The 19,092-nt window shown below is 68.8% G+C and carries 20 protein-coding genes, 3 tRNA genes and 1 other RNA gene; 11 read left to right on the top strand and 13 right to left on the bottom strand.

Translation table 11 applies throughout. From position 1 onward, the window contains the following. Nucleotides 1–25 precede the first annotated feature (25 nt). From gltX to B5F73_RS03660, 10 genes are all read left to right on the top strand, one after another. Complete coding sequence (gene gltX, locus B5F73_RS03705; protein WP_087226596.1) at nucleotides 26–1,504, top strand: glutamate--tRNA ligase; 1,479 nt, start codon at nucleotides 26–28, stop codon at nucleotides 1,502–1,504. Between the two features lie 14 nt (nucleotides 1,505–1,518). Next, complete coding sequence (gene sdaAA / locus B5F73_RS03700) at nucleotides 1,519–3,123, top strand: L-serine ammonia-lyase, iron-sulfur-dependent, subunit alpha (protein WP_087226592.1); 1,605 nt, start codon at nucleotides 1,519–1,521, stop codon at nucleotides 3,121–3,123. 215 nt (nucleotides 3,124–3,338) lie between these two features. Beyond that, nucleotides 3,339–3,665 carry a helix-turn-helix transcriptional regulator gene (locus B5F73_RS03695; protein WP_087226589.1) on the top strand — a complete coding sequence of 109 codons (327 nt, stop codon included), beginning with the start codon at nucleotides 3,339–3,341 and terminating at the stop codon, nucleotides 3,663–3,665. A 5-nt stretch (nucleotides 3,666–3,670) separates the two neighbouring features. Beyond that, on the top strand, nucleotides 3,671–4,252 hold the full coding sequence (locus tag B5F73_RS03690) for a hypothetical protein (protein ID WP_087226587.1): 582 nt from the start codon (nucleotides 3,671–3,673) through the stop codon (nucleotides 4,250–4,252). Then, nucleotides 4,252–4,632, top strand: coding sequence for a helix-turn-helix transcriptional regulator (locus tag B5F73_RS03685; protein ID WP_087226584.1), 381 nt, complete (start codon nucleotides 4,252–4,254; stop codon nucleotides 4,630–4,632). The genes B5F73_RS03690 and B5F73_RS03685 overlap by 1 nt, the downstream gene beginning before the upstream one ends. A gap of 51 nt (nucleotides 4,633–4,683) precedes the next feature. Beyond that, nucleotides 4,684–5,394 carry a hypothetical protein gene (locus B5F73_RS03680; RefSeq protein ID WP_087226581.1) on the top strand — a complete coding sequence of 237 codons (711 nt, stop codon included), beginning with the start codon at nucleotides 4,684–4,686 and terminating at the stop codon, nucleotides 5,392–5,394. A 207-nt stretch (nucleotides 5,395–5,601) separates the two neighbouring features. Further along, nucleotides 5,602–6,600: a hypothetical protein gene (locus tag B5F73_RS03675; protein WP_143803120.1), complete on the top strand. Its 999-nt coding sequence runs from the start codon at nucleotides 5,602–5,604 to the stop codon at nucleotides 6,598–6,600. A 108-nt stretch (nucleotides 6,601–6,708) separates the two neighbouring features. Further along, entirely contained in the window at nucleotides 6,709–7,347 is a 639-nt protein-coding gene (locus B5F73_RS03670) for a hypothetical protein (protein WP_143803119.1), read from the top strand. Then, complete coding sequence (locus tag B5F73_RS03665) at nucleotides 7,337–8,482, top strand: XRE family transcriptional regulator (protein WP_087226571.1); 1,146 nt, start codon at nucleotides 7,337–7,339, stop codon at nucleotides 8,480–8,482. Before B5F73_RS03670 ends, B5F73_RS03665 begins: the two co-directional genes overlap by 11 nt. A gap of 81 nt (nucleotides 8,483–8,563) precedes the next feature. Further along, nucleotides 8,564–9,526 (top strand): Abi family protein, encoded by a 963-nt coding sequence (locus tag B5F73_RS03660; RefSeq protein WP_087226568.1) that lies wholly within the window; start codon nucleotides 8,564–8,566, stop codon nucleotides 9,524–9,526. A 1,026-nt stretch (nucleotides 9,527–10,552) separates the two neighbouring features. On the opposite strand, the gene B5F73_RS09230 is transcribed toward B5F73_RS03660, so the two are convergent. The 7 genes from B5F73_RS09230 to B5F73_RS03625 all read right to left on the bottom strand — a co-directional run bounded on the left by B5F73_RS09230 (nucleotide 10,553) and on the right by B5F73_RS03625 (nucleotide 14,272). Further along, a complete protein-coding gene (locus tag B5F73_RS09230; protein ID WP_143803118.1) occupies nucleotides 10,553–10,885 on the bottom strand; it encodes a hypothetical protein in 333 nt (110 codons plus the stop codon). Nucleotides 10,886–11,074: 189 nt separating this feature from the next. Then, nucleotides 11,075–11,151 (bottom strand) — tRNA-Glu (locus tag B5F73_RS03650). Nucleotides 11,152–11,154: 3 nt separating this feature from the next. Then, nucleotides 11,155–11,231: transfer RNA gene (locus B5F73_RS03645), tRNA-Glu, on the bottom strand. Nucleotides 11,232–11,260: 29 nt separating this feature from the next. Next, nucleotides 11,261–11,334, bottom strand: a tRNA-Gln gene (locus tag B5F73_RS03640). Nucleotides 11,335–11,431: 97 nt separating this feature from the next. Beyond that, nucleotides 11,432–12,949 carry an HD domain-containing protein gene (locus B5F73_RS03635; RefSeq protein WP_343224991.1) on the bottom strand — a complete coding sequence of 506 codons (1,518 nt, stop codon included), beginning with the start codon at nucleotides 12,947–12,949 and terminating at the stop codon, nucleotides 11,432–11,434. Nucleotides 12,950–13,100: 151 nt separating this feature from the next. Next, complete coding sequence (locus B5F73_RS03630) at nucleotides 13,101–13,742, bottom strand: YigZ family protein (protein WP_087226841.1); 642 nt, start codon at nucleotides 13,740–13,742, stop codon at nucleotides 13,101–13,103. Next, on the bottom strand, nucleotides 13,739–14,272 hold the full coding sequence (locus B5F73_RS03625) for a PTS glucose transporter subunit IIA (protein ID WP_158094749.1): 534 nt from the start codon (nucleotides 14,270–14,272) through the stop codon (nucleotides 13,739–13,741). Before B5F73_RS03625 ends, B5F73_RS03630 begins: the two co-directional genes overlap by 4 nt. A 112-nt stretch (nucleotides 14,273–14,384) precedes the next feature. Here B5F73_RS03625 and rnpB point away from each other — a divergent pair. Then, nucleotides 14,385–14,740, top strand: an RNA gene (gene rnpB / locus B5F73_RS03620) — RNase P RNA component class A. Nucleotides 14,741–15,057: 317 nt separating this feature from the next. Here the strand turns inward: rnpB and B5F73_RS03615 are convergent. The 6 genes from B5F73_RS03615 to B5F73_RS03590 form a co-directional block, all read right to left on the bottom strand. Beyond that, nucleotides 15,058–15,729 (bottom strand): DivIVA domain-containing protein, encoded by a 672-nt coding sequence (locus tag B5F73_RS03615; RefSeq protein ID WP_087226559.1) that lies wholly within the window; start codon nucleotides 15,727–15,729, stop codon nucleotides 15,058–15,060. Between the two features lie 62 nt (nucleotides 15,730–15,791). Continuing rightward, complete coding sequence (locus B5F73_RS03610; protein WP_087226556.1) at nucleotides 15,792–16,061, bottom strand: YggT family protein; 270 nt, start codon at nucleotides 16,059–16,061, stop codon at nucleotides 15,792–15,794. 24 nt (nucleotides 16,062–16,085) lie between these two features. Then, on the bottom strand, nucleotides 16,086–16,898 hold the full coding sequence (gene proC, locus B5F73_RS03605) for a pyrroline-5-carboxylate reductase (RefSeq protein ID WP_239379787.1): 813 nt from the start codon (nucleotides 16,896–16,898) through the stop codon (nucleotides 16,086–16,088). A gap of 10 nt (nucleotides 16,899–16,908) precedes the next feature. Further along, entirely contained in the window at nucleotides 16,909–17,511 is a 603-nt protein-coding gene (locus tag B5F73_RS03600; protein ID WP_087226553.1) for a cell division protein SepF, read from the bottom strand. A 42-nt stretch (nucleotides 17,512–17,553) separates the two neighbouring features. Then, nucleotides 17,554–18,279: a YggS family pyridoxal phosphate-dependent enzyme gene (locus B5F73_RS03595; RefSeq protein ID WP_087226838.1), complete on the bottom strand. Its 726-nt coding sequence runs from the start codon at nucleotides 18,277–18,279 to the stop codon at nucleotides 17,554–17,556. Further along, nucleotides 18,279–19,091 carry a polyphenol oxidase family protein gene (locus B5F73_RS03590; protein WP_087226550.1) on the bottom strand — a complete coding sequence of 271 codons (813 nt, stop codon included), beginning with the start codon at nucleotides 19,089–19,091 and terminating at the stop codon, nucleotides 18,279–18,281. Before B5F73_RS03590 ends, B5F73_RS03595 begins: the two co-directional genes overlap by 1 nt. Nucleotide 19,092 lies beyond the last annotated feature (1 nt).

Raw genomic sequence — 19,092 nt, 5'->3', positions numbered from 1 at the left:
GAGAAGCACCATCGAGAGGAACGCCATGTCCGAGACCCCCGTTCGCGTGCGCTTTGCGCCCTCCCCCACCGGCAAGCTCCACGTGGGCGGCGCGCGCACCGCAATCTACAACTGGGCCTTCGCCCGCGCCAACCACGGCACCTTCATCCTGCGCATCGACGACACCGACCCCGAGCGCTCCACGGAGGAGAACACCCAGATCATCCTGCGCGCCATGCGCTGGCTGGGGCTGGACTGGGACGAGGGTCCCGAGGTGGGCGGCGACTTTGGCCCCTACTTCCAGACCGAGCGCGCGGAGATGTACCGCGCCGCCGCCCAGCGCCTCTGGGACGAGGGTAAGGCGTACCCGTGCTTCTGCACGCCCGAGCAGCTGGCCGCCGACCGCGCCGAGGCGCAGGCCCGCAAGGACCCGTTCCAGGGCTACCAGCGCCGCTGCCGCGACCTCGACCCCGAGGAGGCGCGTGCGCGCATTGCCGCCGGCGAGCCGTACGTCCTGCGCATCAAGGTGCCCGAGGACCGCGGCGACGTCGTCGTGCGCGACGCCGTCCATGGCGAGGTGACCTTCGCCGCGCGCGAGCTCGACGACTTCGTCATCCAGCGCACCGACGGCACGCCGACCTACAACTTCGCCACCGTCGTGGACGACGCCGCCATGGGCATCACCCACGTCATCCGCGGCGACGACCACCTCTCCAACACCCCGCGCCAGGTCATCGTCTACGAGGCCCTGGGCGCGCCGGTGCCCACGTTCGCGCACATCTCGATGATCCTGGGCGCGGACGGCAAGAAGCTCTCCAAGCGCCACGGCGCCACGAACGTGGAGGAGTACCGCGACGCGGGCTACCTCTCCGACGCCTTCGTCAACTACCTGGCGCTTCTCGGCTGGTCGCTCGACGGCGAGACCACGATCATCCCGCGCGACGTCCTGGCTCGCGAGTTCTCCCTGGAGCACGTCTCCAAGAACCCGGCCACCTTCGACCCCAAGAAGCTCGACTGGATCCAGGCCGAGTACATCCGCTCGATGAGCGACCAGGAGTTCGCCGACCAGATCATGCTGCCGGAGCTCCACGAGGCCGGCGTCGTGGGCGGCGACTTCGAGGCCGACGAGGCCTGGGTCGACGCGCTCGCCGCGATCGTGAAGCCGCGCACCAAGTTCCCGGCCGACGTGGTCGCCGTGACGGCGCCGGTCTTCGCCACGGCCGAGACGCTGGTCTATGACGAGAAGAGCGTCGAGAAGGGCCTGGCCAAGGAGGGCATGGGCGCGGTGCTCGACGCCGCGCGCGAGGCGCTGACGGGGCTCACCGAATGGGAGCCGGCTGCGATCGACGCCGCGCTGGAGCCGCTGCCCGAGGCGCTCGACGTGAAGAAGCGCCTGGTCTTCCAGGCCGTGCGCGTGGCCGTGTGCGGCAACATGGTGAGCCCGCCGCTCGGCGAGACGATGGCGCTCGTGGGCCGCGAGGACTGCCTCGCCCGCATCGACCGCGCCCGCGCGATGGCACTCTAGCGGCACCGGCGACCATGGCAGCCAAGCCGCAGACCCTCGCCACGACCTCGGCCTTCGAGGTGCTCGGACCCGTCATGGTGGGCCCGTCCTCCTCGCACACCGCCGGCGCCCTGCGCTGCGCGCGCGTGGCGGCCTCGCTCGTCTCCGGGCGCGTGCGGCGCGTCCGCTTCACGGTGTGGAACAGCTTCGCGCGCACCTACCGCGGCCACGGCACCGACCGTGCGCTCGTGGCGGGCATCCTCGGGCTGGACACCGACGACGAGCGCATCCGCGACGCGTTCGAGCTGGCGCGCGAGGCCGGCCTCGAGTTCGAGTTCGTGGAGGCGCCCGACGACACCTCCGTCCACCCCAACACCGTCGACATCGACATGGAGTGCGAGGACGGGACGACCTGCCAGGTCCGCGGCGAGAGCCTCGGCGGCGGCAAGATGCGCATCAGCCGCGTGAGCGGCGTCGGCGTGGACATCACCGGCGCCTACGCCACCCTCTTCGTGGCGCACCGCGACGCGCCCGGGCTTCTCGCCTCCCTCACGCACCTTCTGGCGGAGGCCGGGGTCAACATCGCCTTCTGCCGCACCTACCGCACCGAGCAGGGCGGGCGGGCCTACTCCGTCTTCGAGACGGACGGCGCGCCGGCCGACGGCGTGCTGCCGCAGGTGCGCGCGCTGCGCGACGTGAGCTTCGCGACGTTCATCTCGGTGCCCGGCTCCGCCTCCGCGACGGCGCCCGGCGTCACGGCCGAGGAGCTCTTCGACGACGGCGCGCAGCTGCTGGAGGCCTGCGCCGAGCGCGGTCTCTCCATCGGCGGCGTCATGGAGCTGCGCGAGCGCGGCCTCACCGGCGAGGAGCGCGCCGAGGCCTCGATGCGCCGCGTGATCGAGGTCATGCGCGAGGAGACGAGCGCTCCGATCGCCGCGCCCGCACGTTCGCTCGGCGGCTTCATCGGCGGCGAGGCGCGGCTCGTGAACGCGGGCGCGGAGCGCTGGGGCGCGTCGCTCATGGGCGAGGTACAGACCGACGCCGTGGCCCGCGCGATGGCCGTGCTCGAGCGCTCCGCGGCGATGGGCGTGATCGTGGCGGCGCCGACGGCGGGCTCGGCGGGTGTGGTGCCCGGCTGCGTGCTCGCCGTGGCCGACGCGGTGGGCGCGGGCGAGAAGGACGTGGCGTCGGCGCTGTGGTGCGCGGCCGCCGTGGGCCTCAACATCCAGACGCACGCGTGCGTGGCCGGGGCCGAGGGCGGCTGCCAGGCCGAGGTGGGCTCGGCGGCGGCGATGGCCGCGGCGGCGCTCGTGGAGCTTCTCGACGGCTCGCCCGAGCAGGCGCTGACGGCGGCCTCGCTGGCGATCTCCAACCTGCTGGGACTCGTCTGCGACCCGGTGGGCGGCCTCGTGGAGGTCCCCTGCCAGGCGAGAAACGCGATCGGCGTGGCGGCGGCGTTCTCCGCGGCGCAGCTCGCGCTGTCCGGCGTGAGCTGGCTCGTGCCGTTCGACGAGGTCGTTTCCGCGATGGCCGAGGTGGGCCACGCCCTGCCCTCGCGCCTGCGCGAGACGGCGCGCGGCGGGCTCGCCGCCACGCCCGCGGCCCGCGCGGCCTGCGCCGGCTGCCGCGGCTGCGCGTAGCGGGCAGTGACGACTTTCTCGATTCCCCGCGCAGACAGTCGCTTTTACTGTTCGCAACCGAGAAATCATGCCAATATTGCGCCAAAACTGATAGCCTGCTTAAAGGCAGTAACGGAAAAGGGTCGGCACCCGAAGACGTCGATTCTGAACGCCGACAATCTCGTTGAGACCTCCATTTTGGATGCAATATCTGCGTCATAAGAAAGGAGGCATCGATGGAAATACACCTCCAGGAGATGAGGAAGCGTGCAGGCCTCAAACAGGCGGAGATTGCGAAAAGGCTTGATGTGAAAGTGCTAACCTATGGCCCTTGGGAGCGCGGCGGGGCGATGATGTCCCTCGAGCAGGCCTACAATTGCGCCGTCTTTCTCGACTGCTCAATAGACGAGATCGCGGGCATGCCGGTGCTCGGCCCCTCCGAGTTCCGCGACCCGCGCGATGCCGAGCTCCAGGACCGCCTCCTCGACACAGCCCGCGACTTCGCGGGCATGAGCCAGGATGTGGCCGAACGTGATCTTCCTACAGCGGAGGGGGCGAGGTAGCGTAGATGTCGCTTATCGACGAGTACATCGAGGAGGGGGAGCGCTTTCTCTCCGGCGAGGAGGAGGGCAGCGCCAAGGCCCTCGTAAAATTATTCTGCGGAGCGATAGCTGATGACGTCCCAACCTACAAGCACGGCCTCGCGCTCTATCGCGCCACAGTCAACGGAATGCCCGCGTACACCGACGGCGACGCGCGCAGAGACGTCGAGGTTCTGGTCGCGAAGATGCGGGCGCTGCGCGACAGGAGGGAGCACGAGCTTGAGGTGGCCAAGCTGAACGCTGCAGCGAGGGGAGCCACCGTCATCCTCAGCGACGTCGGGAACAGCAGGTCCGAGGCGTCCGCCGTCGTAAGCGTCACGATTTCCCAGGTGTCCGAGGCGGTCGACGCGGAACCCGGACTGACGGACGCGCAGAAGTCAGAGCTCCAGGAGCTCCTGGCCCAGGCAAAGGGGGCGGCGGCAAGGGGCGACAGAGGACTCTTCTCCCGCATCGGCTCCAAGCTCATGGAGGGCGTGGAGAAGGCCACCCCCGGCCTCATTGTCAAGGTGCTGGAGTTCCTTCTCGGCCTCGCGACGGGAGGCCTGTGATGGCAACTCTGGACAGGGGCTACTCGACGCTCCAAGCGCTACGAAAAAAGGCTGGATTCAGAAGTGCAACAGCGTTTGCCGAGAAGATCGGAATGAACGCCTACACATACACAAACTATGAGCAGGGAAAGGCGAACTTCACGCTCGAGAAAGCCTGGGAGTTCGCCGACCTTCTCGGCTGCTCCCTGGACGAGCTCGCCGGCCGCCAGTGGCCCCCCGAGGGCGCGTCGGCGCCCGCCGACCCCATGCGCGAGGAGCTCGTGAGGTGCTACGACGCCTCCACGGCCGAGAACCGCCACTCCCTCGTGGTCGCGGCGCGCAACGCCGCGCTGGCCTCGGGAGAGGCTGCCGAACGTGGAGCTGATACGGAGGCGGTGTAGGTAAGCGCGAAGACGCTCTTTCATCACCGGGAACAAAGGAAGGTGGATGCCATGTCAAACATCACACGCAGGTCTCTCGTCGCCGCGGTCGGCCTGGGAGCGCTCGGGCTGGTCGGATGCTCGGAACAGGACGGCCAGACGACGGGCGACCAGGGTAAGAATGAGCCCGGAGCCCCGTCCGTCGAGGTGACCGAGAGCGGCTTCTCCTCTCCACACATGGGGTTCGCGACTGCATGGGCAGTGGCCCGCAACACTAGCGACGCCTACGCAGTCGAGATGCCGCAGATCGAGATCACGGCCTTCGACTCCGACGACGCCGTCATTGGCTCCGACACACAGCCGCTCACGCTGCACACGAACCTCACGGCGGTGCCGGGTCAAACCTTCGCCGTCGCGTCCATCTTCGACGTCGGAGAGGGTTCGATAGCCCGCATAGAGGCGCGTGCAATTGCTCCCGAGGAGGGAGAGTTCTTCGAGTGGGAGGGTGACGTCCCCACGTTCGAAGTCACGAGCACGTCGGAGACCTCCGACGAGGTCCTGGGCGTCTCTGCCTCTGGTATGGTCTCGAACGGGTTCTCGAACGCCGCGGACGTGCAGGTAGTCGCGATCCTGCGCGACGGCGACGGAAACGGCGTTGACGCCGCCTTTGGGTGGTCAGACGGCGTTGCGGCAGGCGGGTCCGGCTCTTTCGAGGTCCACTTCACCCAGGCGGCAGACTTCGCGACGGCCGACTACTACGCCCTGGCCGAGTATCAGGAATAGGGGAACAAGGGGGCATCGTCCTCGTGCTTCTCGCAACGGAAGGCCTGTGATGGAAGCTCTAGGCAAATCCCTAGACAAGGCGGTCGAATGCCACGACGCCTCCACGGCGGAGAACCGCCACTCCCTCGTCGTCGCCGCGCGCAACGCCGCGCTGGCCTCGGGAGAGGCTGCCGAACGTGGAGCTGATACGGAAGGAATGAGCGCGTGATGGGATTCCTCAGCTGGCTGTTCGGATCAAACAGAGGCAAGGGGAAGGGTCGCTCCCAGGCATGCACGACCGAGAGCCGTCCAATTCCCTCCCCTCGCCGACCCGTTCGCGAGGAGATTAATATCGATGGCAATTGCCAAACGAAGATATTCACTTACCTCGGAGTCGTCTTCAAGGGAATCAAGACGGGCGACGAGTTCTACGTCGACGTCGTAGACCATGATGTGGAGCTTCACAGCCGGTCGACCGGAACAACCATCGACACTGTCGAGTGGGGAACCACCGCCGTCTCGTACAACGGAAGGGTGTTCGGGTCGCTCGGAAGTGGCCTTGATTACCTCAAGGAGGTCGTCGCAGCAGGGTTCAGGCTCCGCCTCAAGGTCAAGAAGGTTGGAATGTATTCCGCCGGAATACCCGAGCTTGCTGCCATGACAATCGACACGAGAGCGCTGAGAGAGTGGTGGGACCAACAGTCGAAGACGTCTGCCCTCATCCCGATTAACGAGGCGAATCTCCTGGCGGCCGTTGACGAGAGGAGAGAGGCGAATAGACTTCGGACCATATCCGGAAGGGCTGGCATCGAGGTGACCGACGAGTCTCTCATGGCCACCCTATATCCCACGCGCGAAAGGTGGCTTGGCGGCGACTGGCCGAAAAGGAGCGCGTACTTCTCGCCCACCTTCGAGGTCCTTCCAACCAGAGAGGGATCCCAGGCGAAGCCGCACATTCTCATCCGGAACGGGAAAACAGGGCTCTATGAGGTTTCCGCAAGGAACGCGAAGGCATACCGGACAATCTCCGAGAACATTGATCGCCCGTGCAAGGGAAGAATCGCCTGCGACTACTACGACGAGGGTACTGATGGCGTCAGAATAATCCTCGTCTTTGAGAGCTCGGTCGGCGGAGCCGAAGGAACGGCGGAGCTCTTCCATCAGGCCTCGGGAGAGGCCGACGAAGGAGGCGGCCTAGGTGACGGAACGCCCGGTAGCCCAACATGAAGAAATTTTCTTCATGTTCAATTAACGCTTGCGCCAATGATTTGTTATCCTCTTATCGAATCATCCTTTTCGGTTAGCGAGGTATACATGAATATAGCAAACCCTGGCATGCAGTCCGTCGTAGACGCGCTTGGCGGCGAGGAGGGTCTCGCTGTCCTCGTAGAGGCTATCAGGCGGGCCGTCGAGGACAGGACCGCGGACACCGTCGAGTACATGGTCGAGGATGCCGGAGACATGGACTCCGTCCCCCACATCGCGAGGGATCTCGCGGCAATAGCCGTCAAGGGCAGACTCAAGACGCTAGGATTCGACGCGTCGGTCAGCCGCCGGGGCAGGAGCCACTGGAAGGACTTGCTCGCCACGGAGAGTGGCGTCCGAGTGACCGTGGCCAAGGTCGCCGTGGAGGGCACACGCCCCAGGAGCACGCCGTTCAAGGACAGCTTCAACTCGAACGGGCAGTTCCGTCTCGAGCTCGTCGGGGACGAGCTCGTACCCTCGCCCCCGACCGGAGAGCAAGCGAGCGCGATCATCACCTACCAGACGGCAGCAAAGCCCGGAAGGCCATCAGCTCTGACTCTGGCCTCCGTCGGCATCCTGCTCCCCGGAATCACAGAGGAGACCGACGAGTACCTATCACTCAGCCACCTCGTCCGTCGCGGCCGGACGGTCGAGCCCGCGGCAGTCGACATGCCCGTCGTCACCGTCAAGAGGGACGTCGAGAGGAGGGCGTCGGGCGATGGCCGATAGGGCGAGGAACAGCGTGCGGCGCGTCCGGGAGGCCCGCATGATGACGGCGAAGAGGCTCTCCGTCGAGTCCGGGGTCTCCCAGTCGACCATCTCCAAGGTCGAGAGGGGCGGCGCCGCTCTCACCGAGGAGGTGGCGGGCAAGCTCGCCAAGGCGCTCTCGACCACCCCGGAGGTGCTGATGGGCGGCACCGGCCACGTCGGCACCACCGTGTTCTTCAGGTCCATGAGCGCCGCGACGAAGTCCGCGCGGAGCGCCCAGGACGCGAGGTCGGAGATGGTCGACTCCATCGTGGCGGAGCTCGACTCCATCCTCGACTTCCCGAGCTTCGACGTCCCGACGATCGGCGCCGGGTCGGTTGACGAGATCTCCGGCGCCGACATCGAGCGTGCCGCGAGCGACCTCAGGGCAGCCTGGGGCCTCGGTGACGGACCGGTCGCCAACCTCGTCGCCTCCGCCGAGGCGCACGGCGTCGTCGTGTGCATGTTCCCGTTCGGGGTCGAGACGCTCGACGCCCTCTCGAGGATGGGGTCGACGAGCCGCCCCGTTGCGATGGTCAACACGGAGCTCGGGAACGCCTTCCGCTGGAGGTTCGACGTCGCCCACGAGCTCGGCCACATGGTGCTTCACCGCGGGATCCCGGGAATCGAGTCCATCCCGTCTGACGTCAGGAAGGTGGTCGAGTCCCAGGGGCACCGCTTCGCGGGGGCGCTGCTGCTTCCCGAGGGGCCCTTCAGGGACTCCCTCGTCGGCCTCTCGCTGGAGGACTTCAAGATGGCCAAGCTGACGTGGGGCGTCTCCATACAGGCGATGGTGAGGAGGGCGTACGACCTCGGCCTCCTCGACGAGTCGCAGTACACCTCCAGACAGGTCGCCATAAGCCGCAAGCGCTGGAGGAAGTCCGAACCCTACGACGGGGAGAGGATGCCCGAAGCCCCGACGCTCCTCAGGACGTGCGTCTCGCTCGCCGTGAGGGAGGGGCTGCTCGACGTGAAGGCCCTCATGGCGAGGTGTGGGGTGCCCGAGGACGTGTTCGAGGACGTCGTCGGCGTCCCTCGAGGCTTCGTCTCCTCCGGCGGGTTCGGGGCGGCCTCGAAGGTCGAGGTGAGGCCGAAGGGCGACCTCCGGTTCGTCTGACGTGCCGCTTGCTGTCATTTCGTGCGCGAACGTGTCACAAGATGTGTTTTCGTGCTGCAAAGTGTTGCAAAGGATGGGGAGATGGGTAAGAATGCAACCAACAGTACCCCGCACGCGACCCGTCCGACTGGCGGAGCGAACCAGGCGGGGTCGTCTTTTATTCCGATGAAGAGCCCTCTTTCGCTCAGGGATCAGCTCTCCCTCATGAAGGGTCGCGGCCTTCTCGTTGAGGACGAGGCCTCTGCCCTGAGTCATCTCGCGGAGTCCAACTATTACCGCCTTCGAGGGTACTGGCTCACGCTCGAGTCGGACGGCGCTTTCATTCCGGGAACGACTTTTGATGACATCTGGGAGATTTACCTGCTCGACGCCGAGCTGAGAGACTGGGTTTGGCGAGCGCTCGCGCCCATTGAGGTGAAGGCGAGGACATCGTTTGCCTACCATATGTCGATGGCCCTCGGCCCGCTCGCCCACGAGGACTCGAATAACTTCCTTAGCTCAAAGAGCCACGCGAGGTCAATGGGGAACTTCAAGAGGGAGCGCGACAGAGCGCTGGATGATGGCGTCCCCTGCGTCGTCCACAACATGGGGAAGTATGGCGATCTCCCTATATGGGCGGCCGTCGAGGTCATGTCAATGGGGACTGTCTCGCAGCTATACGGAAACCTAGCGGATTCGGCCGCATACCCGAATGGGACGAGCGTCAGAGCGGCCGTCGCCAGGGACTTTGGGGCTAAGCCCTTCATCCTCAGGAGCTGGCTCAGACATCTGACGTACGTTCGCAACATCTGTGCCCACCACAGCAGGCTGTTCAACAGGGTCATGACCACGCGACCAACGATGATCAGCCCCGACTCGGCATACAAGGGGGACAAGCAGTTCCCCACGCTCCTGGTCATCCGGAGGATCTACGAGTCCTCGTGGCCCCAACGATGGGATGACCTGGGGACGGAGCTCTCAGCAATCGTCGGCCGACACCCAGGCGTCAGCCTGGCGCCCATGGGGTTCCCGATTGACTGGAAGAGGCCTCTGAGAATCAGGTAGCACAATAGCGCCCCGCGCGTCCTGCCAGACGACACGGGGCAAGCGCCAGCCAAGGGAACGCTTGAAAGGCAGGTACATTATGCCACGCAAGAAGAGAAGGACGCCAGAGCCCGACCGCGCCGCGTGCGTGATCTACGCGCGCTTCTCGTCCGACAAGCAGCGCGACGAGTCCATCGAGGACCAGGTGCGCGTGTGCTCGGACTGGGCGGCGGGCCACGGGCTCACCGTGGTGGCCACCTACGCCGACCGCGCCCTCTCGGGCACGAGCGACGAGCGCCCGGAGTTCCTGCGCATGGTCGCCGACGCGCGCTCGGGCAACTTCGGCACGGTGCTCGTCTACAAGCTCGACCGCTTCGCGCGCGACCGCTTCGACGCCGCCGTCTACCGCAAGCGCCTCGCGGAGTGCGGCGTTGCGCTCCAGTCCGCCATGGAGTCCATCCCCGAGGGGCCCGAGGGCGTGATCCTCGAGGCCGTCATCGACGGCTACAACGAGTACTACTCCCGCAACCTCGCGCAGAACACGCTGCGCGGCATGATGGGCAACGCCGAGGGCTGCCTCGCCAACGGGGTGCGCGTCTACGGCTACCGCACGGGCGCCGACGGCCGCTACGAGGTGGACGAGGGCGAGGCGCCCCTCGTGCTCGAGGCCTTCGAGCGCGTCGCCGCCGGCGAGGGCAGGAAGGCCGTCGTGGAGTGGCTCAACGCCTCCGGCTCGCGCAACACGCGCGGCAACCCCTGGACCACCAACTCGCTGCGCGGTGTGCTCACCAACGAGAAGTACCGGGGCGTCTACCTCTTCAACGGAGTCAGGGTCGAGGGCGGGATGCCGCGCATCGTCCCCGACGAGCTCTTCTCCGCCGTCCAGGCCCTCATGGACCACCAGCCGCGACAGAACCGCTTCGCCCTCTGCGGGAGGCTGTTCGACGCCGCGACCGGGACCCCGTACCGGGGCACGAGCGGCACGGGCTGCTCGGGCCGCCGCTACCTCTACTACTCCGTCCCCACCGGGGGCGGACACGAGCGGCGCTACCCCAAGGACGAGGTCGAGGAAGCGGCCGTGAGCGCCCTCGCCCGGGCCTTCGCCGACCGCGACCTCTCCGAGCGGATCGCGCGGGCCGCGGTCCTGGCCATGGAGAGCGACGGGGACTCCCCCGCCGTCCGCCGCGCCCGCCGGCGCCTGGCGGAGATCTCCCGCGCCGAGCGCAACATCCTGCGCGCCGTGGAGGCGGGCGTCGTGCCGCCCGGGACCGACCGGCGCCTGGCGGAGCTCGCCGGGGAGCGCGCGGCGCTCGAGCGCGAGGTCGAGGCGGCCGCCACGGCCGTCCCCACGGTCGACGAGATGGCGGAGTGGGTCCGCACGCGCCTCTGCCGGCGCGACCCGGACGCCCTCCTGCGCCACGCCGCCTCCCGCGCGACCATCGACGACCGCGGCGTGCTGCGTGTGGAGATACCGTGGCGCGCGAGCGAGAGTCTGCTCGAAAAGGGCGTCACCGCGGCACAAAAAATCGGCGAACGCCCAGCTCAGGGGCAGTTCGCCGAATTTCAGTTTGGTAGCCCGTACCAGATTCGAACTGGTGATCTCCGCCTTGAGAGGGCGGCGTCCTGAACCGCTAGACGAACGGGCCATTTGGTAGCCCGTACCAGATTCGAACTGGTGATCTCCGCCTTGAGAGGGCGGCGTCCTGAACCGCTAGACGAACGGGCCACATATGCGATTGTGAGGCAAGCGGCAAATGGCTGGGACTGAGAGAGTCGAACTCCCGTTGACGGAACCAGAATCCGCTGTCCTACCACTAGACGAAGTCCCAATTTGCCACTTCGTGCGCCTCTCAGCGCAAGGAAGTACTATACGGGAATCGTCCCGCGCGCGCAACCAGAAATTCTGGAGAAGTTATGCGGGGGCGGCTACCACCTGAGCCAGGCGAGAAGGGCCTCGCGCTCGTTGGGAACCTCGCCGGCCTTCACGGCCTCCAGGAGCTGGGCGAGCACCATGCCCACGCCGGGGCCCGGCTCGATGCCGCGCTCGGCGATCACGTCGGCACCGCCCACGGCCAGGTCGCGCGCGCGCCACACGCCGCCGGCCGCCAGCTCGCGGCGCAGCACCGCGCTCATGGCGTCCAGCTCGACGGCGTAGCCCATGCACGCGGGGGCCTTGGCCACCGCGTCGGCGCGCTTGAGGTCGAGAAGCGCGAAGGCCAGCGGCCGCGCCTGGCCCGGCGCCGCCGCCTCCAGCTCGGAGAGCATCCGCCGCATGGACGGCGCGCTCGCACGGATCTCGAAGTCGTGCAGCAGCACGAGCGCCGCCGCCCCGCGCGTCACCTCGCCCGGGATCGCCAGGCGGCCCATCACGCGGCGCGTCACCCGCGCGCCCTCCCCCGGATGCCCGAAGAAGTGCCCGCGCCCCGAGACGTCCTCGCTCCAGCAGGCGGGCTTGGCCACGTCGTGCAGAAGCGCCGCCCAGCGCAGCGCCGGCAGCGGACGACCGCCCGCGAACTCCTCCGCACCCGCGCAGACGCGCGCCGTGTGCTCGAGCACGTCATGGGCGTGATAGGGGCTCTTCTGGTCAAAGCCGGCCATCGGCGCGAGCTCGGGCACGGCGGCCGCGAGCACGGCAAACTCGTGGCGCAGCGCCCACGCGGCGCGCCCCGTGGCGAGAATCCCGTCCAGCTCCTGGCCGATGCGCTCGGACGCAATGTCCGCGAGCTCTGGGGCGCAGGCCTCGAGCGCAGCCTGCGTTGCGGGCTCGATCCGCGCGCCCAGCCGGCACGCAAAGCGCACCGCGCGCAGAACCCGCAGCGCGTCCTCCTCGAAGCGCCGCCGCGGCTCCCCCACCGCGCGGATGACGCGCGCCGCGAGGTCCTTCTCGCCACCAAAGGGATCGAGCAGGCCGCGCTCGGGGTGAAAGGCCATCGCGTTCACGGTGAAGTCGCGGCGCGCCAGGTCCTCGCGCACGTCCGTGACAAAGCGCACCTCGTCGGGATGGCGTCGGTCGGAGTAGCGCCCCTCGACGCGGTAGGTGGTGGTCTCGACGGGCCGCCCGTCCACGACGGCGGTGACCGTACCGTGGTCGGTGCCCGTCTCGTGCACGGCCATCCCCGCCGCGCGCAGCACGCACGCGGTCTCCTGCCACGGCGCCGAGGTGGTCACATCCACGTCATGGCCCGGCCGGCCGAGCAGCGCGTCGCGCACCCAGCCGCCGACGACCCAGGCCTCATAGCCCGCGCCCTCGAGCGCGCCCAGGACACGCCGCGCGTAGGCGGGCAGCTCGCACGCCAGGCGCTTCTCGACGTCCGTACCCATGCGAGCCACCTCCCTCGTCGCGTCGTTCTTCTCGCCCGATTCTAGCAGGAACGGGCGCACGGGCACTCGCCCGCCGCCCTCGTCCGCTCCTTCTCCCACGCCTTCGCCGACGCCTTCGCCCACGCCTTCTCCGAGTGTACGAGTTTCGCCCGCCACGGCTCAGTTGATTCATTCTAAATCGTAAACTTATAACGTTTTACATTGCTAGCGAGAAGAGACGCCAGAGAAACTCGTACACTCGACGAAGAGGCGGGGCCAAGACGGGCCAGGCGCCCTAGAACTCCGCAAAGCGCGGCTCGCCGACACGGGCAAGCTCCTCGCCGCCGGCAAGCTCGTACACGGCCGAGCAGAACCTCTCCTCGTCGCCCGCACGGAACAGGCACGTGAGCTGCACGTCCTCGGTGAAGAGCTGGTCGGTCACGCGGCCGCCGGCATCCGCGCACATCCGCGACACGCGGTCGAACAGCGTGTAGGGCAGCTGCACCGTCACCGGGCACACGAGCGTCATCTCACAGATCGCGCCGTCCCTCTCGGCGGCGGCCACCGCCGCCTGGGTCGCCGCGGTGTAGGCGCGCACGAGCCCGCCGGGTCCGAGCAGCGTCCCGCCGAAGTAGCGCGTCACCACGCAGCACACGTCCGCAAGGCCGGCGCCGCGCAGCACCTCAAGCGTGGGCATGCCGCTCGTGCGGCTGGGCTCGCCGTCGTCGGAGCAGCGCTCGCGGCCGTCCGCGAGGATCCAGGCGGGGACGTTGTGGCGAGCGTCATGGTGGCGCGCGCGGACCTCGGCGATGAAGGCCTCGGCCTCCGCCTCGCTCCCCACGCGTCTGAGCTGGGCGATGAAGCGGCTACGCCGGTCCTCGAACTCACCGGTCACCTCGACGCCGGCGCGCAGCGTGCGGTAGCCCTCCCCCGTCACGAGACGCACCGCAGCACCGCGGAGCCCGCCGCGACGTCGCCCTCGCAGCAGACCTCCACGCTCGCGAAGTCGTCGGGGTTGGTGACGGTCACCACGACCGTGTCGTCGAGCCCGCGGCTCGTCATGAGCGAGCGGTCGAAGCCCAGGACCGGCTGGCCGGCGCGCACGGCGTCGCCCTTGCGCACGAGCTGGCGGAAGCCCTCCCCGCGCAGGTTGACGGAGTCGAGCCCCACGTGGAGCAGCACCTCGGCGCCGCTCTCCGCCTTGATGAGCAGGGCGTGGCGTGTCTTGACGTCGGCCTCCACAGTGCCGGAGACGGGCGCGTAGGCAACATCGCCCGCCGGCTGGATGCCCACGCCGACGCCGAGCAGGCCCTCCGCGAAGGCGGGATCGCTCACGTCTTCGAGGGCTATGGGGCGCCCCGTCACCGGGGCGAGCACTGCCTGGGGGTCCTCGGGGGTGGGCACAGGCTTGGGGTTGGTCCTGGACCGGTCGAGCAGCGACAGGCCCAGCTTGTCGAACAGACCCACGTAACGCCTTTCCACATGCGCCGCCGCGGGGCGGCCGTTCTTCTCGCATGGGTATTGTAGAACAAGCGGAGGAGTCGGGGGCGGCGCGTCGTCATGGTAGAATCGTGCACGCGAGGTGGGCCAGGCGACCGCGGGACGCGCTTGCGCGTCATGAGGAAAGTCCGGGCTCCCCAGGGCAGGAAGCCGGCTAACGGCCGGGCGGGGTAACCCGACGGAAAGCGCCGCAGAAAAGAAGACTCCCGCTGGCGCCCTCGGGCGTTGAGGGAAAAGCTGAAACGGTGGTGTAAGAGACCACCAGCGCCGCGGCAACGCGACGGCTTGGCAAGCCCCTTCCGGAGCAAACGCAAATAGGAGCGCCATGGTGTGGCCCGCACCGCGCTCGGGTTGCGCGCTTGAGGCGGTCGGAGACGACCGTCCTAGATAAATGGCCGCCCACGACAGAACCCGGCTTACAGGCCCACCTCGCACCTTCCACGCTCTCATCGGCGGCATGTGGCCGCACGCCCCGGGAATCGCCGGGTTTGTCCGTACGGCTTCTAGGAATCGCAGGGCTTGTCCTTGTCGAATCCGGGAATCGCGGGGGTTGTCACGGTTTCTTCTAGGAATCGGCGCCCGTGTGCGACAGAGAGACCTCCCGGCCGTACAAGAGCGGCAATTCCTAGAACGGACCAGGACAAGCCCCGCGCTTCCTAGATTCGCCAGGCGAGAAGGACGCCCGCCCGACACAAGAAACGACCCCGGGCCGAGAGGGGCCCGGGGTCGCGACCGACGAACGTTGCCCGACGCTAGTCGAGGTCGCTGAAGTCGACGTCGTTGACGGCGGGAGCGGGCGCGGGGATCGGCGCCGCGACGGGAGCGGGCGCGGAGATCGGCGCGTCGGCGGCGGCGGTGCCGGCAGAGCCGCTCGGGACGTTGGCAATGGCCGACTGCATGGGGAAGACGGCCTCGGCGTCGTCCATGAAGTGCTGCAGGAGCTTCTTGTACTCGCCGCGGAACTCCTCGCGGGAGGCCTTGAGGCGGTCGATCTCATCCAGCTCGTTCTGCTTCTCGGCGAGGGCCTGGCGGATGACCTCGCGGGCCTTGGCGTCGGCCTCGTTGCGGATGCGGTCGGCGTTGTCGCGGGCCTCGGCGAGGAGCTTGTCGGCGGACTGCTGGGCGACGATCAGCACCTGCGAGATCTGGCGCTCGGAGGCGGAGAGGTCGGGCATGGGCGCGGCGGCCTGCGTGGGCGCCGGCGCGGCGACCGGGTGCTCCTCGAGGTTGGCGATCTGCGCCTGGGCGGCGGAGAGCTGCTGCTCGGTGGAGGTGAGGCGACCCTTCAGGTCGGCGATCTTCTGGAGCATCGCGTCGACCTCGGCGGAGAGCTGCTCGAGGAAGGCGTCGACCTCCTCGGTGTCGTAGCCGTGCTTGGAGGGAGAGAAGGTCTGCTGTTCGATGTCTGCGGGTGTGATTGCCATTCCTGTTCCCTTTCGCTTACGCGGCGCCGGGGCCTGCCCGCGCGCCTGTGACAAGACAAATCTTACAAGAGAATCGTGTAGACGATTCGCTCGATGACGGTCAGGACCAATATCGCCACAACAGGCGACCAGTCCACGCCCATGACCGGCGGGATGAACCTCCTGAAGAGGCTGAGATAGGGCTCGACCAGCATGCCTATCGCGCCCCGGATGTCATCGACCAGACTGCCGGGGGTCGTCGGGATCCACGACATGAGGCACCACGCGATGATGAGCCAACCGTAGATGTCAAACAGCCGTTGAACGATCGAGATGAGCTGGTAGAGTCCCATTGCTGCCTTTCCGGACCTCGGGGGCTAACCTTCGGCGAGCTCGCGCGTGCGCGCGAGTGCCGCCGCGACCGCCGCGTAGGTCCCCTCCACGAGCGGTCCCTCGAGCTCGTAGAGGGCCGCCGCGGTGGTCCCGCCGGGCGAGGTCACGCGCTCCATATATTCCCTCGGGTGGACGCCCTCATTCAGGAGCTGCTGGGCGCACCCGCGCATCGTGGACTCCACCATCTCGCGGGCGCAGGCCGCGGGCAGCCCCTCCAGCACGCCGGCGCGCGTGAGCGCGTCGACGAAGAGCGAGAAGAACGCGGGCGCGCAGCCGGAGACGGCGCCGGCGACGTCGAGCTGGTCCTCCCGCATGACGGCGACCGACCCGATTGCCGAGAAGAGCGAGCACGCGACCTCCACGTCCCTCTCGCCCGCACGCGAGCCCGCCGTGACGGCGGTGGCGCCCGAGCGCACCTGGACGGGCAGGTTGGGCATCACGCGGACCACGCGGGCCTGCGGCAGCGCGGCCTCGATCGAGGCGACCGTCACGCCCGCGGCGATCGAGATCACGAGCCGATCCCCCACCAGCGGTGCGAGCTCCGCCATGACGCCGCCGAGGACCTGCGGCTTCACGGCGAGCACGAGCACGTCGGGGTCGTCGGCGAGAAGGGCCGCGCCGTCGGGGTAGGTGCGGGCGCCGAGCGAGGCGAGGGGCTCGAGGCGCCTTGGGTCGCTGTCGGCCGCGAGCAGGCGGGACGGCTCGACGACGCCGGCCTCGACCAGGCCGCGGGCGATCGAGCCGCCCATCGCCCCCGCGCCGACGAAGCCAACGCTCATCATGTCCTGGGCGGTCATCGCGCGCCGCCTAGCGGACGAGGTCGCCGTCGGCGACGAGCTTGTCGATGTCGGCGGAGCTGAGCGTGACGCCCGCGGGGAGCACGGCGAAGACGCGGTCGCCGAGCTCGGTGACCTCGCCGTTCACGCCGTAGGAGAAGCCAAAGCAGAAGTCGAGGATGCGCTTGGCGGTCTCGATGTTGGTGTTGCGGAAGACCACCACCACGGGCTGGTTGGTGCGCACGCGGCGCACGACGCTCTGGACGTCCTCGTAGGAGACGGGGCGCAGCACGTAGGGCGGCAGCTGGGCGGAGCCCATGCGGGAGGTGACGTCGGCGGGGGCCTGGGGGGCGCTGTCGTAGCCCACGACCGGCATCACCGGGGTGGGGTCGGAGTAGGAGCGCGCCGGGACGCCCTGGTCGCGCGTGCCCACCGGGCGGCCCGAGCGCGTGTACACCGAGACGCTCTCCGCCTCGGGGCGCGGCGTGTTGCCGAGCAGGTGCCCGTCGGAGCCCGCGTCGCGGCGGCCGCCGTCGTCGTAGCCGTCGTCATAGCCCTCGTCGTAGTAGTCGTCCTCGTAGTAGTCGTCGCCACCGCCGCGCAGGCGGTCCTTGATCGTGTCGAGGAAGCTCATGTGCCCTCCTTACGTAGCGCGCCTCCCGGCGCTTCCAACTAGCTAGTCGAGCCTGTAGCCCGGGTCGAACACGCACCTTCCGAGGCGCACGAGGGTCGAGCCCTCCTCCACCGCGACCTCGAAGTCGTCGCTCATGCCGCACGAGAGCGTGCGGAGCGCGAGCCCCGTGCGCCCGCGCAGCTCGTCGGCCAGCTCGCGCAGGCCCGAGAAGGTCCTTCTCGCCGCGTCTGCGTCGCCGGCGGGGGCCATCGTCATGAGGCCCTCCACGCGGATGCCCGGCAGGGCGAGGACGCCCTCGATCGCCGAGCGCAGCTCGTCCGGCGAGAAGCCGGACTTGGACCGCTCGCCCGAGACGTTGGTCTCGAGCAGAACGTCCGCCACGATCCCGCGCGCCTCGCAGCGCGTCGAGACCGCCTCGGCCAGGTGCGCCGAGGAGATGGAGTGGATCAGGCGAACGCGCCCGATCACCTGGTTGATCTTGTTCTTCTGCAGGTTGCCGATCATGTCGAAGCGCACGGGGCGCTCCGCGGCCTCGAGGGCCTCGAGCTTGCGCCCGAGCTCCTGCGGGCGGTTCTCGCCGAAGATGCCCCAGCCCACGCTGCGGGCGGCGAGCACCTCCTCGACCCCCACGGTCTTGGAGACCGCGATGGCCTCGACCTCGCTCGCGTCGCGGCCGGCGCGCGCGGCGGCGTCGGCGATCCGCTGCCTGATCGTGTGGTGCCTCAGGGCGAGGAAGTGCTCGTACGACGTCGGGTCGAGCTCGTCCATCATGCCATCGCCTCCCCCGTCCTCATGAGCGCGACCGCGCCGTGGCGACCGGTCTCGCCCTCCTCGGCCCGATACGAGAAGAACCTGTCGGTCGCGCTCGCCGTGGAGACGTCGCAGACCGCCACGTTCTTCTCGCCCACGCCCGCGGACGCGAGCGCCGCCGTGACGGCGGCCGTCAGGTCGAGGTGGCGCGGCGTGGGCACGACGGAGGGCCCGAACACGGCGGCGAAGCGCGCGGCGAGCTCCTCGGAGACCTCGTAGTCGGCCGCGCCGACGTGCGGGCCCACGTAGGCGAGAAGCTCGGCGGGCTCGCAGCCGGCCTCGGCGCAGAGCGTGCGCGCCGCCCTCTCGGCGATGCGCGCGATCGTGCCGCGCCAGCCGGAGTGGACGACGGCGAAGGCGCCCGGGGCGACCAGGACCACGGGCACGCAGTCCGCGAAGCACATGAGCACCGGGACGCCGGGGACCGTGCACACGACGGCGTCGGCGCCCGCCTCGGCCTCTGCGCGGGCCGCGGCCAGCGCGGCCGGCTCGGCGGAGCGGACCACGACGACGTGGTCGCCGTGGACCTGGTGCGGGACCACCAGACGGTCGAGAAGGTCCTCGGCTCCGAGCGCCGCGAGGGCGCGCCGGCGGTTCTCGGCCACGCAGGCGGCCTCGTCACCGCAGCGCGCGCCGAGGTTCAGCGAGGCGTACGGCGCGCTCGAGACGCCGCCCGTCCGCTCGGTGAACGCGAGCGTGACCCCGCCCGGACGGGACTCGTCCGAGAGCAGGGTCACGCCGCCTGAGGTCTGTCGCGTGAGCGAGGCCATC

The organism is Olsenella sp. An270 (assembly GCF_002159735.1).
In the GTDB taxonomy this organism is placed as follows: domain Bacteria; phylum Actinomycetota; class Coriobacteriia; order Coriobacteriales; family Atopobiaceae; genus Thermophilibacter.
Note: the sequence above shows the minus strand (reverse complement) of the source record. Positions and strands in the feature narration are given on the sequence as shown.